General features: G+C 60.5%; 14 protein-coding genes and 1 pseudogene. 5 read left to right on the top strand and 10 right to left on the bottom strand.

The annotated features are described in order from the left end of the window. Positions 1–10 precede the first annotated feature (10 nt). Complete coding sequence (locus QA640_RS06400; RefSeq protein WP_283039898.1) at positions 11–1492, bottom strand: adenylate/guanylate cyclase domain-containing protein; 1482 nt, start codon at positions 1490–1492, stop codon at positions 11–13. Positions 1493–1504: 12 nt separating this feature from the next. Then, entirely contained in the window at positions 1505–2461 is a 957-nt protein-coding gene (locus tag QA640_RS06395; RefSeq protein WP_349253694.1) for an adenylate/guanylate cyclase domain-containing protein, read from the bottom strand. Between QA640_RS06395 and QA640_RS48255 the strand changes: the two genes are divergently transcribed. Both QA640_RS48255 and QA640_RS06385 read left to right on the top strand, forming a co-directional pair. After that, the gene (locus QA640_RS48255) at positions 2351–3076 is read left to right on the top strand and encodes a helix-turn-helix transcriptional regulator (RefSeq protein WP_349253693.1); all 726 of its coding nucleotides are present in this window, start codon (positions 2351–2353) and stop codon (positions 3074–3076) included. The genes QA640_RS06395 and QA640_RS48255 overlap by 111 nt on opposite strands. A gap of 7 nt (positions 3077–3083) precedes the next feature. Further along, positions 3084–3932 (top strand): ImmA/IrrE family metallo-endopeptidase, encoded by an 849-nt coding sequence (locus QA640_RS06385; RefSeq protein WP_283039896.1) that lies wholly within the window; start codon positions 3084–3086, stop codon positions 3930–3932. 209 nt (positions 3933–4141) lie between these two features. On the opposite strand, the gene QA640_RS06380 is transcribed toward QA640_RS06385, so the two are convergent. The 3 genes from QA640_RS06380 to QA640_RS06370 are packed head-to-tail and all read right to left on the bottom strand — an operon-like array spanning position 4142 to position 7897. Continuing rightward, entirely contained in the window at positions 4142–4648 is a 507-nt protein-coding gene (locus QA640_RS06380) for a Mov34/MPN/PAD-1 family protein (protein WP_283039895.1), read from the bottom strand. After that, entirely contained in the window at positions 4617–6350 is a 1734-nt protein-coding gene (locus tag QA640_RS06375) for a ThiF family adenylyltransferase (protein ID WP_283039894.1), read from the bottom strand. Before QA640_RS06375 ends, QA640_RS06380 begins: the two co-directional genes overlap by 32 nt. Continuing rightward, positions 6347–7897 (bottom strand): adenylate/guanylate cyclase domain-containing protein, encoded by a 1551-nt coding sequence (locus tag QA640_RS06370; RefSeq protein WP_283039893.1) that lies wholly within the window; start codon positions 7895–7897, stop codon positions 6347–6349. The genes QA640_RS06375 and QA640_RS06370 overlap by 4 nt, the downstream gene beginning before the upstream one ends. A gap of 327 nt (positions 7898–8224) precedes the next feature. On the opposite strand from QA640_RS06370, the gene QA640_RS06365 reads away from it, so the two are divergent. Beyond that, positions 8225–8551 (top strand): hypothetical protein, encoded by a 327-nt coding sequence (locus tag QA640_RS06365; RefSeq protein WP_283039892.1) that lies wholly within the window; start codon positions 8225–8227, stop codon positions 8549–8551. Here QA640_RS06365 and QA640_RS06360 read toward each other — a convergent pair. Next, a pseudogene (locus tag QA640_RS06360) lies at positions 8538–9011 on the bottom strand (tyrosine-type recombinase/integrase); the annotation flags it as partial. The gene QA640_RS06365 and the pseudogene QA640_RS06360 overlap by 14 nt on opposite strands. A 403-nt stretch (positions 9012–9414) precedes the next feature. On the opposite strand from QA640_RS06360, the gene QA640_RS06355 reads away from it, so the two are divergent. Next, positions 9415–9936: a helix-turn-helix transcriptional regulator gene (locus QA640_RS06355; RefSeq protein WP_283039891.1), complete on the top strand. Its 522-nt coding sequence runs from the start codon at positions 9415–9417 to the stop codon at positions 9934–9936. Further along, positions 9929–11152, top strand: coding sequence for a HipA domain-containing protein (locus QA640_RS06350; RefSeq protein WP_283039890.1), 1224 nt, complete (start codon positions 9929–9931; stop codon positions 11150–11152). The genes QA640_RS06355 and QA640_RS06350 overlap by 8 nt, the downstream gene beginning before the upstream one ends. A 538-nt stretch (positions 11153–11690) precedes the next feature. Here the strand turns inward: QA640_RS06350 and QA640_RS06345 are convergent. The 4 genes from QA640_RS06345 to QA640_RS06330 all read right to left on the bottom strand — a co-directional run bounded on the left by QA640_RS06345 (position 11691) and on the right by QA640_RS06330 (position 16728). Beyond that, positions 11691–12938 (bottom strand): reverse transcriptase/maturase family protein, encoded by a 1248-nt coding sequence (locus tag QA640_RS06345; RefSeq protein ID WP_283039889.1) that lies wholly within the window; start codon positions 12936–12938, stop codon positions 11691–11693. Between the two features lie 84 nt (positions 12939–13022). Next, positions 13023–13256 (bottom strand): hypothetical protein, encoded by a 234-nt coding sequence (locus QA640_RS06340; protein WP_283039888.1) that lies wholly within the window; start codon positions 13254–13256, stop codon positions 13023–13025. Positions 13257–13785: 529 nt separating this feature from the next. Continuing rightward, complete coding sequence (locus QA640_RS06335; RefSeq protein ID WP_283039887.1) at positions 13786–15117, bottom strand: integrase arm-type DNA-binding domain-containing protein; 1332 nt, start codon at positions 15115–15117, stop codon at positions 13786–13788. 649 nt (positions 15118–15766) lie between these two features. Further along, positions 15767–16728, bottom strand: a protein-coding gene (locus QA640_RS06330) for an IS630 family transposase (protein ID WP_283037252.1) whose coding sequence is annotated in 2 segments (ribosomal slippage) — positions 15767–16392 and positions 16392–16728 — 963 coding nt in all. Because the reading frame shifts where the segments join, the coding sequence is not laid out codon by codon here.

Here is a 16728-nt window from a genome sequence, read left to right as displayed (position 1 = left end):
AACCGATCGATCAGCGCTTCGGACGCGCAGCGTGCGACCGAGCGGCCGGCTCGCTGCGCATGATCTGGACGGCCGGAGACTGAGAGGCGCCGAGAAAATCCGAAGCGGTGTCGAACGACATTAATCGTCCCGTCGCGATGATCCGTCGGACCGCGGCGTCGGCAACCTGCTGGGCGACGACGCCCAGCCGGATTCCGCTACCCTCGATGCTCTGTTGCGTCCGCTCGGCATTGATGGTGGCCCGGCTGGCTGCGCACCGGACGCTGTCGTCGCCGCGATATCCCAGCCGGGTCATCGGCGTCGGACCATATTCCACGCCGATAGCCAGGCCGATCGCAGCATCGGAGTCCACCGCGTCGAGGCAAAGGTCGAACGAGGATTGCATGCCGTTGGCGCACATCACAGCCTGTCGCACGGAGCCGGGACCGTCGTCGGTCCGCTCGCCTTCTGCCACGCAGCCCTGGATGCAGTCACCCACGAACCTCACGCGCTTGCCGTCGAAGTCGTCGTTCAGGACCGAGTTGAGCTCCTCGCGGATGACATGGATCGTTCTCACGGCCTTTGTGATTTCGACCGCGCCGCCCTCGATGGCCTGGTCGACGAAGTCGGTGAAGCCGTCGATATCGGCGAAGATCGACGCCATGCCCATGCGCACAGAGTTCGCCGGCGAGAGATCCGCGAATTTGACGCTGGCGAGCGGCAGTTCCGGTCGCTTGAAGCGAAAGATCGGCTCGACGGCGTCCTGAGCGACCTCATCGACCCTGCGTTCGAGGCTGTCGAACGCGAAGCTCCGCACCGCCTCGCGAATGTAGGTCTCGTCGAGCACCGTCCGGCCTGCCGACTTGTGCACGGCGCCCGGCCGCGCCCGCTGCTGCGCAGTCTCGGTCAGGAAGATGCCCGCCTCGTCCTCCGCGGCGGCGAGCTTTGCCGCGTGATTGGCGGGACGACCGAGGAAGAGCGTGTCCTTCTCGTGCGAGCGGCCGGTCGTCATGGCCAGGCACCTGCCATGATCGATCCCGAAGCGGATGCGGGACGGAAAGCCATGCGCTTGGCCGAGCCGTTCGGCGGCCTCCGTGAGCTTGCCCGCGAGAGCGACAGCTCGGGTGATCTGCGCCGCAGCGTCTCCAGCCGGCGACGTGATGACGGCGTGGAGCCTGGCGCCGTGGTAGTCGACCCGGTCGCCGTCATCGTTATCCACGACGGCGTCCCAGACACGATAATGCATGTTGAGGAATCGCAAGAGCCTGCGATGCGAGCCTTCGGTTTCGGAGCCGCCTTCGGCGACAAGACCGTCGAAGTCCAGCAACTGGCCGTAGAGATGGACGCCCTCCACCAGGAAGGCCTGCCGGATCGGGAGACGACCGATCAAACCGCTCTTGCGGACCGTCCTCTGGGCTCGCGCGGAATCGAGCGTGATGTTGCTGTCGACGTCCGGCACGGTCTTCAGATGCTCCCGGATTCTCGTCTTAGCCCGGTCCGCATTCCACGACATAGGATAGCCTCCTCAGAACGAATAGACGTCGAGCTCGACGCCATGCTTCACGTTCGCTTTCACAGGTCCCCGGAACGTTTCAGGGGAGATGCCCGCTTCGACGGCAAGTTCCCGAAGGACCGGGCTCACGCGGACCTGACCTAGATCAGGTGACTTCGCCTGTTCGTATCTGGCCGCCGTGTTGACGGTCGCGCCGAGCACGGTCACGGCGATCCTCTGCTCGGCCCCAAAGTCGCCGAACGCGACGTCCCCGGCGTGCAAGCCGATGCGGATTCCGATATCGAGGCCATTGTCCGTGACGTAGCGCCCGATCTCTTCGGCGATCGTCGTCGCGCATCGGATGACGGCGGCGGGCTCGACGCGCTCGCGTTCGGCGGTGTCGATGAACCAATAGGCCATCACTCCGTCGCCCATGAGCTTGTCGATCTGCCCGCCAGCCTTTCGGATCAGATCGATCTGGAGGGAACAGAGGCGATGAAGGTGAGATGCAACTTCACCGGAATCCTTGCCGGTTGACCAGACGCTGAAGTTGGCGATGTCGCTGAAGAACACGATCGCCTTTCGGGGCTGGATCGGTGGAGTCTGTCCAGCCGCAGCGACCTTAACGAGGCCGAGCGCGTCATCGTCGGAGAACCGACGCAGAAGATGTTCCTGTTCGGCGACCGAGATGCGCAGTTCCGAACGTCCCTGGGTCGCCTGCGCTAACTTCATGTTGACGACGTCGGCGAGCATCAGAACCCAGATGGTTTTCTCGGGGTCAGTCAGTCGCTCCTGAAAGGCGGCATCGATAAAGAACACCCGGACCGGGCCGATCGCCTTGACGTCGGCAGTCCGGGCGCCGTTCTTTCCAGCAAGGACATGCAACAGACCCTGCTCGCCGAACATCTCGCCTTCGCCACGAAAGGTGACGCTCTGATCGTCGGCCCGGACTTCGACCCGACCACTGAGAACCAGCCAGCAGCCGCTCACTCGATCCCCGCGGCGGCAGATCAGGTGGTCGGGGTTATAGTCATCCACCCGGCAGATTGGTTCGCGCAAGATCGCCGCCCGGATCAGGTCCGGTTTCGGACAATGCTGCTCGAGAAACCGCTCGAGCACCCGGTCGATATTAGTGGCAAAGACCATATTCAATTTACCATTCCCGGCGCGCAGACGAGCCCGTCTGCTGATTCGCTTCCGCACCATGTAAAATACTGCTACTCCGAACATAGGAACCTGTTGCCGCGAGTCAAGGACGGGATATGCTGCTACACCGAACAGCTAAGGGCGAATTGCGTGGCTGAAAGCATCCGCGATCGCATTAAGACGCTGAGAAAAAAAGCGAAATTGACCTTGGACCAGCTCGCCGATCGGGCCGGCCTGAGCAAATCCTATTTATGGGAACTCGAGAACAGGGAGCTGCCCCGCCCGTCCGGGGAGAAATTGGCCGGGTTGGCAAGGGCCCTTGACGTGACCGTCGACTACTTGCTGGGCAGCGAAAATCTCGAATCGGCGGAGGACAAGGCCTTCTTCCGCGAGTACCAGGCGATGTCGCCGGAAGCGCGCGCCCGGCTCCGCAAGTTGGCCAAGGCCCTGGACGAATAGGCCGCTCATGGACTTCGAGGGTTGGGGACCTCGGCGCTGGGCGAGCCATTTCAACCAGATGCTGAATCTGGCGAACCCGCCTGATCGACACCGTTTCGACATCGGTGCGCTCGCCATGGAGACGTCGCGCTCCCTCTTCCCGGAAGATCCCATCACCAAGGTCGGTAAAGAAGAGCTCGATGGATTCGCAGGCGCGTTAGTGCCGTCCGCGTCGAGGACTAAGTGGGGGATCGTGTACGGCGCCGGCCAGTCAAGGGGCCGTCGCAGGTTCACTATCGCGCACGAATTCGGCCACTACCTCCTGCACCGGAAGAAGTACCCCGACGGGATCCACTCCAGCGAAGCCGGGATCGACGGACGGACCAGGCTGCAAATCGAAAGAGAAGCCAACGAGTTTGCCTCCTGGCTTCTGATGCCTCTCGATGATTTCAGGCGCCAGGTGCCGCCGACGGGCAAGCCGGACTTTGACGTGTTGGGCGATTGCGCCGAGCGGTATGATGTGTCGCTGGTCGCTGCCATCCTTCAATGGCTACGCTATACGGAACGAAGGGCTCTGCTCGTCGTCTCCGTAGACGGTTTCGTCAAGTGGTCGTGGTCGAGCGAGCGCGCGTTGACGACCGGGGCCTTCATCCGCACCAGCCGTGGCCCAGTGGAGTTACCGCCGGCATCGGCGGCCGGTCGGGAACTGTTCACGCCGGAGGCCCGGACCGGTGTCGATCACCCGACCGGCGTCTGGTTTGAAGAGCCGGCGCGCGAACTCTCGTTCAGAAGCGAGCGCTACGACGCGGCGTACACCCTTCTCCACTTGGGAGACGATCCCGGCTGGAGCGGCGTTGCGCGTCGGCACTTGCTCTGAACAGAAGCTCAACATGCACTGCGGTCGAAGCGGTGGATCCAGGACAATGTCTTGTTCGAGCTCGGGCTGTTGATGGGAAAAGCTGACCAGGCATCGGTCGATCCTGGTCCATCCCAAGGTGAAGTAGATCCCGTCCGATATTCAGGGACTCACCGTGATCCAATTCGAAAAGGGAGACCAGATCGTCAAGATGCGGGGCGCAAGGACGTTTACTTTTTGAATAGAATTCGCAGGCGGGAAAGCAATCCCGGTGTTTTCCGTTCGAGCAAGACCACGACACGCTCCGGAGGTAGACCGGCCCGGAACAACGTCGCCGACATCTTCAATGATCTGCGAAAAAACAACCGCACAATGATGAGGACGGCGAAGTTCGCGCCTACTTCTGGATCTTCGACGATCTGGTACATCGCCTGGATATCGTTTCGGCTGGGCACGGGCTCGAACGTCGGATGCGAATGCCACTCTCCGATATAGTTGAAGCGATGATAGTTGCCGCCCGTTCTAGCAAAGAAATCCGATAAGAAAGCTTTGCTCTGCTCCGGATCCCGGACGAAATGCATCGTCGTACCGCCCGACCTCTGCACCGAAAGTTCGACTATCCGGAAAGTCTCGTCGCCCACGTGCTCGGCGACCATCACGCCGCCGATCTCGTTGCGTCGCCCCCGCAGCTCGCGGCGCAGAAGGTCAGTTATCTTGCGCGGTAGGATCAGCTCCACCGATCTTGTCCTTCAGCAACTCGAGCAACGTGGCGATCTCCGTGACCTTTTCCTGGTCCGACAGCTCGACGACTTCAGGCTCCGGCGGTGGCGGACCGACATCGATCGGATAGGTGTCGAACGGCTGAGAAAACACCGAATCCGCGCCAAGGCCGATCGCATAGACCGAGTTGGGAAATAGAGACGGGCTACGATCGACCAACAGATCGATGGCGAGCCGGGCAGCGTGGGCCGCGATCACGGAAACGTCCGCGTCGTCGGCGGTCATGGGTACGTCAATGCCGGCGCCAATCGCTTCGTACGGCCGATGCGATCTTCTCGGCAACGATCCCTTTTCGCCGAACCAGTTCTCGATGGCGCGCCGCATGAATGGTGGCGGTGGCTCGATCCCCGGTCGATACCTGGCGATCAGGCCGCCGAACCCGCCGCCGAATACTTCCGCCCAGATTACGGGCTTCTTCGCGGACGCGGCCACTGCCGAGAGCAGATTCAGCACATTGGGATCGGCCGTCGCATCCAGCACGAGGTCGCATTCAGATATTCGTTTCAACGTGGCATCGGCACTCTCGTTGGCCTCCTGCCCGCCAAGAGGCACACGCCATTGCAAGACATCGACCGACGGATTCACGAACTGCAGACGTCGAGCGAGCGCCGGCACCTTGTGCACTCCGGCGTCCCGCCAATCGAGGTCGTTCCGGACCAGGTTATCGGGAAGCAGAATGTCGTCATCGACGAGCACGAAACCGCCGACACCGGATCTCGCGAGCATGGTCGCCGCCTTGCTGCCGAGCGACCCGCACCCGACGATCGCGACCTTCTTTGCCGCGAGCACCGAATGAGCGGCGTCGAGACGCGTCGCTTCCGGCGGAGGCGATATGACGGCGACGTCCACGACCGAGCTCTTTTTTCTGTCGAGGAAATAGACCGACAGCTCGGAGCCGTGCACGACCAAACCATACCTTGCTTCGAGCGTGTTTCCGACGGCAGCAAACCCGCTGTCGAACTCGTCCAGGCTTTCCGTCGAAGGTGGCGTATCGGTCTCATCCCATCGGCATATCGGCACGCGGCGTTCGGTGTATTCGGGCCCCAACTGCGACGGGACGGTGGGATCCGTCCATTGCGTGCCGTCGGCCAGCGTCACCTTGTCGACCACATGGACGACGGATTCCTTGTGATAGAGGGACACGAGGTTGGCTTCGAGCGGAACGCGCAAGGGAAGCTCGCCAAGCAGGACGCGAAAGGCGCGTGTCAGAAGATATCGGCTATATCGGATGCGGAGGCTTTGTCCGAGGCTTACGACGTGGCGCGAGGGCGCGTCGCCTAACTCGTCGCCTCCCGGATTCTCGGTCACGAGCAGCTTATGACAGCTCTCTATCAGATCTCTGCCGGTGTTGTTGGCGGTCCATGTGTCCGGACCATATTCAAGGCAGAGCTCGCCACCAGTACCGAACTGGTGTGCCGACCATCTGACGGCATCCCCGCGCGGAAACACCGACGGCGGGGTATGTGGAAACATGTCGGGATACTGGAGGTAAATCGGATAGGCCCGACCCCCGGCTGCGATTTCGGCGTCCAGCACTAAACGAAGGCGATCGTCCAGCCGCCAGGCAGTTACGGCGAACCACTCCGCTTCTTGAGCCAGGAGCTCGATGCCTTGGCGCTCTGCACGAAATCGTACAACGTCCGTTATGTACCAGCTCACGCAAAGCCGCCCGGCTTCGTGGGACCTGCCGGTCGGTCGGGGAAGCTCAGCGGTGCGGCGGGCGACGATTGCGGCTTCAGAAGGCTCGCTCCTGCTGCCGATTTGATCGCACGCGCGACCGCGTCGCCCTTTCCGGCCATCGCGTCAAGCGCCGTCGCATAATCCAGATCCCCACGGATCCGCATGTCCCCGAAGAGCGCATGCACACCATGACTGGATTTCGAATAGGCGTTCGCCCCGATCGCGGTTTGGTTGCCCTTGCAGCGGCCCTGCTCCTGCTCGGAGTTCAGAATCCCGCGACTGACCGCACAACGGACGAGACCACCCTTCATGCCCAGGCGTGTCACGGTGATCGGTCCGTACTCGAAGCCAATCTGGAGCCCAAGGCTGGAGGCATCGGTCCCCTTTTCCTTCAATCGCCTCAGTGCGATCTGGAAGCTGCTCCGCATCGCCGCCGCGCAAAGAGTCATGCTGCTGATGGTCTCGACCGCATCGGTCGTCTGCGCGGTCCCTTCGGCTAGCACGCCGTGGATGCAGTCGCCGATGAATCTGATCTTCCGGCCCTGGAAATCCTCGTGCAGTACGGCATCCAGCTCCGACCGCAGGACGTGCAGCGCGCGCACGACGTGCTTCGCGCCCGCGTCCGTCCCCATGTTGGTTCCGACATAGGCGGTGAAGCCATCGAGGTCGCCATAGATCGAGGCGGCATCCTGTCGTCGCGAATTCTTCACCGACAGGGTCTCGATATCCAGGGTCGAAAACGGAGGCGTATGACCTGAAAACACGAAATCACCGATCGGGTTGTTCTTGAGATCCTCTGCCCAATCCTTGACGACACCGTCGACCGTAACGTCCAGCTTGGCCGCCTGCTGGCTCTTTGCGATTTCCTCGGCGCTGAGCGGCGTCTTGTCGACATCCTGCGCTTCGGCAAGGCCGATTGCCTTGCGCGCTTCGTTGGTCAGGAAGATACCCTGCGCGGAGCCGCCGCCCGCGCGCTTGGCAGCATGGTTGGCCGGCCGTCCAAGAAAGAGCGGTTCCCGGTGACCCCGCCTGCCGTTGTTAACCGCGAGCGCCTTGCCGGTGTCGATCCCGACCCGGACCTTGGCCGCCGGATGATCGGCATCCTCGCCGGTGCGCGCCAGGACGTCGATGATCAACTGCGCGGTCGCAACCGCGCGATGAATGCGTTTCGCCTCGTCGTCGTATGGCTTGGTGAAGACGGTGTGAAGCCGCTGATTGTGGAAGTCGACGAAGATCGATTCGACGGCGGCGATGATACGATGCGCGGCACGGTAGTGCATATTAAGGAAGCGGAGCGTGCGCTTATGGCAGGTCTCGCCCTCGACCGTGGTGACGTTCAGAATGTCCTTCAGGTTCAAGATATCGGCATACAGATGGACGCCATCGACCCGGTACGCGGTGCTGCCCGACAGGCCCGCGAGATCGGTTTCGCGGACGTACTCCTTGATCTCGATATCCTTGAGAGGCAACGAATCGATCTTAGCGTCGATCCGTTTGGTCGCGCGACCACTATTCCAAGTACCCATGGCTATTCGGTATCCCCTGAAATATCACCCGCACCCGAATCCGGTGCGGAACTGTCAATTGCGCTCATCTAGGTATCGCTCGGCAAATTGCCAAGGACACCGCGAAAGGCAAGATGTGCTGTTGTCGCCTCGGCTGTGGCCTCATGTGCCAGGCTTGATGCCGCCCATTCGCTTGATCTGCGCGGATCGGAGTGACGAGATTATCCCCCGTTCGTCCGATTCGTACGCCACGGTACCCAAGAGCCACACCTGCGCTCTAGATTTCTTTTTTGCTGGAGAGACTTGCGATCCTATTGCCCAAGACCGATCGTGGTTCGGTGCGAAGGCATGGGCGGCAAGGACGAAAGGACTCGGATCGAGGCGTTGGGGTCGCCAGATCGTGCGGAAACGCTGCCTGTGATGAAGCGCCATCGCAAAAACCGTGGCATGCCGCCGCCCGCGACGTTCGATATCGATACGCTGCCGGGCAGCTCTAATTTGACGGCATTGGAAGCGGCCGCCGTCATCCGGCGCACGCCCGGCGCGCTGGAGCAGTGGCGGCGCGATCCGAACCACCCGCTGAAATGGCGCTATGTCGATGGCCGCCCGCTCTATCGTGTCGATGCGGTGCGGGACTATCTGGCCAGATGCGATAAGACCGCTAAGCCGCCCTAGCTGCATAATGCTCACGGAGACGGGAGAGCAGCTCCGCCTTGATGGGGTCGAGCGGATTGGTCCGCTGCAGGCGCACGACCTTGCCGACGCGTATCGCACCGACCAAGTCCGCGATGGAGTCATGAACCGCTTCGAACGCCATCTTGCGGATGATCCTCTGGTTATCATGATTGTAGAATTGATCGATTCCGCCTGGCTTGTGCCCGACACACAACCGCTGGATCTCGTTGTCGTAGCCGCGGCGCGACATGATGGTGCGAAAGCTGCGCCCTAAGTCATGCATCGTGAACTTGTCGACACCCGCTTCTTTGACCAGGCGGTTGAGCATCTTGGTGAAGCCCGGCATCTGGCCACCGGTCTTCGGCGACGGGAAGATGTGGTCGGACGGCGCCCGCTGGAAATGTTTCGCGGCCGTGAGCACCTCGTCAACGAGGTGAGTACGCGATACGTCATGGTGTAGATCCGAGCGATCGTGGAGACCTCGCGCACTGACGCCGTCGCTTATGCGGCACCAATGCGATCTGGCGGGTTTCGGACAGGGGGCGTCTGGACCACGCCTGTGGGCAGCGACCGGGCGACCTGACGACGACGGCTGCCGGCCCGCGTTCGAGCAGTTTTGGAGACTGCGGGCGGTCGGATAGCTGGTCCACGGGGTTCAGAATGGTTCCTAGCGGGCGCTTTAGTTTGATATATTTTAATTATCTAATAACAAATTTGACAATAATAATTATCAGTACTTGCAAAGCGGCCCAATCCGATATATGAAACTTATCAAATCTTCTGGATGATTAGGATCTTGTATCGTGTCGTACCAAAGCGAAGAGCTCATCAAGGCCGTGCACGCCCAACGTGCCAAGGCAGACATGAGCCAACGCGCGCTGGCGGTCCGCGCGGGATTGACCCAGGCGCATATCTCGCAAATCGAGACCGGCCGCCTCGAACCGGGTCTGTCCAGTTTCATCCAGATGGCGCGGGCACTGGACCTCGAAGTCGTACTGGTGCCCAAGAAGCTTCTTCCTGCGGTGGAAGGCGTACTGCGCTCGAACGCCGCCACCGAATTCTCCTCCGCGAAGGGATCGTCGGACCTCTTCGCCAGGGCCGAACGAATCGTTTCCAGACAAAGGAAACGCTACGGCAGCTCCGCCGCGCTCGATCGCATCGCCGAATACTTCCGTTTCCTGAAGCAGGTCCATCTTTCGAAAACCGACCTGGCTCTCGTCGCGGACATCGTCGAGACCCTGCGCAGTGATCCAGCCGAACCGATACCTAAGGCCGTGCTGGAAAATTCCGCGGGCGTGTTGCAGGGTCTGCGCAATAGGATCGCACATCCCGTAGAAGCCCCCCGCCCTGCCTACGCTCTCGACGACGAGGACGACGATGCCTGACGTATCGGTTCTAGACGTACGCCTGCACGACACCCCGATTGCGACCCTCACGCTCGTGCAGGGTGACCGTTCGCTGCTCGCCTTCAACCAGGACTACATCGACGACCCCGACCGCTCCACCTTGAGCCTGTCCTTCAAGGACTCGTTCGGAAACCTGCTCACCTCGTTCAAGCCGTACCAACAAGTCCTCCCGCCTTTCTTCTCCAACCTTCTGCCGGAAGGCCCCCTGCGTCGCTACCTCGCGGAACGCGCAGGCGTGAAGGAAAGGCGCGAGTTCTTCCTCCTATGGATGCTGGGGCGGGACCTTCCGGGCGCCCTGTCGGTCCATCCGGCGGACGGAGAAGCATTGCCGCCCCAGGTTGAGGAGGATCTCACGCCGGACGAGCGGCAGAACATGCTGCGCTTCTCGCTCGCGGGCGTGCAGCTGAAGTTCTCAGCGCTCAAGAACGATCCCAAGAAAGGCGGCCTAACTATTCCCGTCGAAGGTGTCGGCGGTTCATGGATCGTCAAGCTGCCGTCACATCAGTATCCCGGCGTGCCTGAAAACGAATACTCCATGATGTCCCTGGCGAAGGCGATGGGTATGGACGTTCCTGAACTGCAACTGATCGACGTCGACGCGATCAAAGGTCTGCCGGAGGGGATCGGCGAACTGAAGGGGCGGGCGCTCGCCGTGAAGCGATTCGACCGCACCGCCGACGGCGCGGTCCATATGGAAGATTTCGCGCAGGTATTCGGCGTCTTTCCGGATGAGAAGTACGACAAGGCCAACTACCGAAGCATCGCGCGCGTTCTCGGCATCGAAACCGGAGACGCCGGCATCGCCGAATTCATCCGGCGACTCGTATTCAGCACGCTGATCGGCAACGCCGACATGCACCTGAAGAACTGGTCATTGATCTACCCCGACCGACGTACGCCCGTTCTTTCGCCCGCCTACGACCTGCTGTCGACCATACCGTACATTGCGGACGACAAGATGGCGCTGAACTATTCGCGCACGAAGAAGATGGCCGAATTCTCCAAAGACGAACTGATGCATCTAGCCGCTAAGGCGAAGATTTCGGAGAAGCTGGCCGTTGATACCGCCGCGGAAACTGTCCAGCGCTTCAAGGAGGTTTGGGCGAGGCAAAAGGCGGACCTTCCCCTAGAGAAGAAGGTCGTCGAAGTCGTCGATGCGCACGCCGCGACGATCCCGATCTACAATGAGCTCTGAGCGTGCCATACGACTTCGGAAGCCTCTCGCCCGCGGACTTCGAGGATCAACATCTACAAGCAATTGAATGCCTAGAACTTCGATTCGGCGATGGCGGGGCCGGTTTCTCAAAGCTCGACTGAGCGCCGCCATCGCAAATCAAGCTGATGAAAAGGTCCGCGAGCACGCTTCGCCATGCCAAACAGGAATTTGAGCGTCCGGAAAAGCCTATGACTCTCCGCGATGCAACCTCGCTAATTCACCGTTTGCTGCGCAAGGGTCTTCAGCAGCCGGGGTTGGCTGAGCGACAGGCGAGAACCCCTTAGGCATAGCCGGAGCAGGCCGTAAATGTGAAACGGGCCGCCGGCAACGTTGCAAGCGAGAATGTGGTGACTTACGTTCGCGGTATCAGCGGTCGCCTTTTGTGGCACGGCATAGCCTATGAGGTTCGCGGCCGAAGTTCGGTCGCGTTATGAAGACGCGTCAGACGGTCTCGACCTCTGGGGCTAGACCGGTCCATGGTTATTGCGTTGCGTGCACGGAAGAAGCTGCGGTTTCCTTAGCTTCCGTTCGGTAACTTCGTGATCTTTTCGATCTCACGAATGGCCTGATCTGCCATCCGTTCAAACTTCATGGCCTGTCGAACAACTTGCTTGGAGCCGAAAGCATCGGCCGCATGCCGCGCGTACTTGGAGAAGTTACGGGCTCCGACCGGAGCAAAACGCCGGCGCAGCCTCTTGGTGAAAATCTTGACCGCGCGACCTTCCGCGATCGCCTTTTCGCCAATTTTCGTCGTGGTTGCGATGGCGCGTTTGGCTTTGCGCCACTGCCGCGCCATCGACGAAGGTCGGATCGAAGCCCCGTCCTTCGACATGTTGAATCCTAGATACTGAAAGTTCTTATCGCTCCCGGCTCCGAACTCTGCCCGTTCGGTTTTCTCGTCCTTGATCTCAAGCTTGTGGTCGTCAATAACCGCTTTCAGCGTTTTCGCGATCTCGGCTTCCTCATGGACCGGACAAATCACGAGAATGTCGTCCGAGTACCGCTGATACAGGCCGCCGATCTTCGCGCAGGCACTAGCCATCGCGGCATCCACATCCATCATGTAAAGATTCGAAAACGCGCTACTGATTGGCGTTCCTTGCGGAATACCAAACCTGTCGGGATTGGTGACGATCGCGACGCCCGCTTTATGAAGCTCTGCGATCGTCGCAATCGGCTCGCGACCGCCCTGCTTTATCCTCTCGGTGAACACCGGATGGGCTTCCAGCGCCTTGCGCTCAACCTTGCTGAATTTCGTGACATGCCGGAAAACAGCATACCAATCCGGGGAGATCTCCTTGACGCCTAGCAGACGCTTCAGCCGGTTCTTAAGGATGGCATGGTCAAGATTGTCGAAGAATCCGGTGATGTCGAAGCAAAGCACGACACAAGGCTGATGATCTTGGACGAAACGGTAAGCCTTCGCTGAAAAATGGTAGTTGGCCTGCCCAAGCTTGCGATAGGCGATAACGTGATCGTCTAGCTTTGCTTGCTTATAATGCAGATCAAGCAGCTTACCGATTTCATAGGCGTATTTGGTAAGAATGCAGGCGTCGCGGTGCGACGCGAACATGATGTCACGATCCTTATAGACCGTCTTCCCGTCCTTTGGCTTGTAGCGTTTGACACGCTTAACGTAGTGAATCAGCGGAAGCCACGAATGCTTGGCGACATGTGCCGGATCGCAAGCCGAAGCGGCGAAGGAAAGACCAACCGACACGTCAAAGTGGCGATAGCCCCGTTTCTTAAACCATTCATGCCCCAAGCATTCCCCCAATTTCGCAGTGATCGGGAGGCTAGCTCGAACCCTGAACCTCGGCTTGCGCCGAACGCCCCCCAATCGCACGCATCAATCCGTCAGCTTCTTTCCCGTTGTCTCAAACAGGCTTTCCCCCAACGCGGGTTTCAAAAACGCGATGCAGTATAGTCTAGTCGTCGAGGTGCGAACGATGTTCACAGTCTCATGGCGCGACTTCGCCGGACCGACGATGTCAATCGTCGTAGCCTGCGCAGCACTCATGCTACCAGTTGACATTCCAAACGACCGTGCCAGCTGGCCAATTCCAGAGGCGACGTAGAACATGGGAGCGTCCATATTTTTCCGCAAGGGCGCTCGAATTCTTTTCCGTAATTGACTCGCGTCTCGTTGCGTGCCTCTGCAAATCGCCTCGGCCTATTCGTGATGATTCGGTCCTACGCCGGCTCCGGCTCTTCGACGATAGCCGTTTGGGCGAACTTCGCGGCCAGTCCCGCCAAGGTCACTTTCCAGCATCGCATCGTGCTGAATGAGCACACAGCACCAAGGCTTGTCGCCATAGGTCTAGCGTGATCGTCCGCGTGCCCCACCCATGTATGCAGCCGCCGCTATAGAGCGGGAAGCAAACTCTGGAACGGTCGTGCCATGTATGAGGCTCGCAAGGTGTGTATCGATACGCTGCCGGGGAGCTCTAATTTGAGGGCGTTAGAGGCGGCCGCGGTCATCCGGCGCACGCCCGGCGCGCTGGAGTTGTGGCGGCGCGATCCAAACCGCCCGAAATGGCGCTATGTCGACGGCCGGCCACTCTATCGTGTCGATGCGGTACGTGACTATCTGGCCCAGCGCGACAAAACCACTAAGACGCCTCAGCCGCATAATGCTCACGGAGGCGCCCGAGGAGCTCGGCCTTGATCGGGTCAAGCGGATTTGTCCGCTGCAGGCGCACGATTTTGCCGACCCGCTTCGCGCCGACCAACTCCGCAATGTAGTCGTGAGCCGCTTCGAACGCCATCTTGCGGATGATCCACTGTTCGTCGTGATTGTAGACCTGATCGATTCCGCTTGGCTTTTGTCCAACACACAGGCGCTGGATTTCGTTGTCGTAGCCACAGCGTGACATGATGGTGCGCAAGCTGCGCCTTAAGTCATGCATGGTGAACTTGGCGACGCTCGCTTCCTTGACCAAGCGGTTAACCATCTTGGTGAAGCCGGACATCTGGCCGCCGGTTTTTGGTGACGGAAAGACATAGTCGGAGGTTGCCCGCTGGAAATGCTTCGCGGCCATGAGCACCTCGTCAACCAGGTGAGTGCGCGGCACATCGTGGTGCAGGCCCATCTTGGTCCATGCCGCATCGAAGGTAATCCTGTCGTCCATGATGTGCTTTCGCCACTCGATCATGGTCGGCTCGCTGCGGCGCGGGCCGCCGAGCAGGCACATGCGTGCCAGGAGACCGAAAGTCCCGAGCTTGCCAGACGCATCCCAGACCTTGATGATTTCCTCATCGGTCAGCGCGCGACCCTTCGTTCGACGTCCGACCCTTTGCGCGCGGGTTTCCTTGGGCGCGCGATAGCCGGCGAGCACGTTGTGCTCGACATAGCCCTCGCCGACGCACCATTCGAGCAAGGTATGCACATGCTTACGCAAGTCCTTTGCTGCACCGCGCTTGCCGGTCTTGGCAATCTTGTCGACCGCAGCCATGATCTGCCGTCGCGTCAGGTCCCCCACGCCGCTCTCGGCGTGATCCTTGAGCCCGCGCCGCAGCGCCGACATTGCTGGCTTCCAGTTGACGACTTGACGTTCGGTCAAGGACGTCTGGTAGGGACCATCTTCAACAATCAGGGTCGCGAGCGTGGTACACTGCTTCTCGGCTGCCTGTTGCCGCCTCGCCTCGCGCTTCGCGTCGTTCGGGTCCAAGCCCTTGACGACCTCGCCTGCGGCGATGGTAGCGGCCTTGCGCGCGGCCTTCTCATTATACTTGGGCCACGCGCCGAGGGTCTTGCGCTGGGTCCCCCTCACCCCCGGCTTGGTGAAGAGGTAGACCCAGGTCCGGCCGCCGGTGGCGCGCATGCGCAACGCGAGGCCGGGCAGCTTGTCGTCGTGGAGATAATGCTGCGCCTTACCCGGCGGCAGCGTTGCGTTGCGGATCACCGCATCGGTGAGTGTCAGCTGGTTGGTCGGCTCCGGCATAGTCCCTGCGCTCCTTGTCTCGGTGTGCCCGCAGTCGCCCGGATCATCCAAGCGAGGGGAAAGTGATGGTTGACTTTCCTTCGCTTTTTCGCCTCGGGGCACACCAGCGAGGAAGGACGGCCCGTCCAAGAACAGAGTGGGCACAGACCTTCCCCGATTTGTGTGCCCCAAGGGAAAATCTGGGGCGGGCACAACAGGGGCACACAAAATGCAGTATGGCCGCCTATGGCTCACTGAGGCCAAAACGGCCATAAACCACTGCAATAAAACGAATTATTTCGACAGAACTGTGGCCGCGCGTGGCCAGCCAGGGTCTACTAATTGTGGTTCACACGGGAGAGGTCCAAGGTTCGATCCCTTGTGCGCCCACCATTCTTTTCACGAAAACAATCGGTTATCGAAGCGTCAATTGACACCGCTTTCCAGGGAAGCCTCGGGGAAGCGAAAGACAATTACGCCACGGCGGGGATCAGCCCCGCCTCGAAAAGATTGCAGCGGCGGGCGTGCCTACAAATGGCATCGGCGATGGCACGTTGGCGGTCCAACTCAGCGCGCAGCCGGCTGCGCCTCGCGAAGTGCGGCGTCGGCTCGTGCAATCGAATTGCAGTCCAGCTGGTTTCGTCTAGCCCAAAAACTATCCCGCGAGAAACTAGAGCGTTAGCCGATCAGATTGCAAATAGCCGGCGGCGGCGAAGTAGTTCCTAGACTCTGCGGGCGTGTAGGTGTCGACGATGCGCCCGATCGCATCCCAAAGGCCGCCGATGGTCCGTTCGGCGGCCTTTCGCAAGTGTGCTTTGAGCTTGGCGAAGGCGTTCTCAATCGGATTGAGGTCGGGGCTGTAGGGCGGGAGATAGAGGAGCGTGGCGCCGGCCGCCTCGATCATCTTGCGTATGCGTGGTCCTTTGTGGCTGGACAGGTTGTCCATGATGACGATGGCGTGTTCCGGCAGCTCGGGGACGAGCACTTTTTCGACATAGGTCTCAAAGGCGTCGCGGTTGATGGGGCCATCGAGCACCCATGGAGCGATGATGCCGTTCGTGGTGAGGGCGGCTACGCAGGTTGTCGTTTTCCAGTGACCGTGAGGAATGCTGGCCCGCAGGCGTTCACCGCGCCGGCAGCGGCCGTGTGTTCGCGCCATGTTGGTCGATGCCCAAGTCTCATCAATGAAGACGAGGCGATCCCGGTCGAGCTTGTCCTGGCTCTCGCGCCAAGCCTCGCGGTCCTTCAAAACGTCCGGACGGTTCTGCTCTGCGGCATGGGCAGTCTTTTTTTGCGCGTGATCTTGTGACGTTCGAAGAAGCGGCGGATCGTGCCATAGCCAAAGGATAGGCCTTGTTTGCTCAAGCTGTGCCGCAATTCCTCAATGGTGATATCGGGCGACGCCTCGAGCAAAGCTATGATCGCCGCCTGGTGAGCATCGATCCGGTGCGATTTGCGATCACCGCCTTGAGCCTTTGGCAGAGCATCGCCTTGCTCCCGCTCGCGCGTTCGCCAACGGCTTACGCTGGCCGGGCTCACTCCAAATCGCTCAGCAGCCTGCCGGCCTGAAACGCCGCTCTCAATACAGCTAAGAACACGTTCGCGAAGATCCATCGACAACGGTTTCGCCAT

This window comes from Bradyrhizobium sp. CB82 (genome assembly GCF_029714405.1).
Classification (GTDB): Bacteria; Pseudomonadota; Alphaproteobacteria; order Rhizobiales; family Xanthobacteraceae; genus Bradyrhizobium.
The sequence above is the reverse complement of the archived record's forward strand: the minus strand, read 5'-3'. Positions and strand labels throughout refer to the sequence as shown.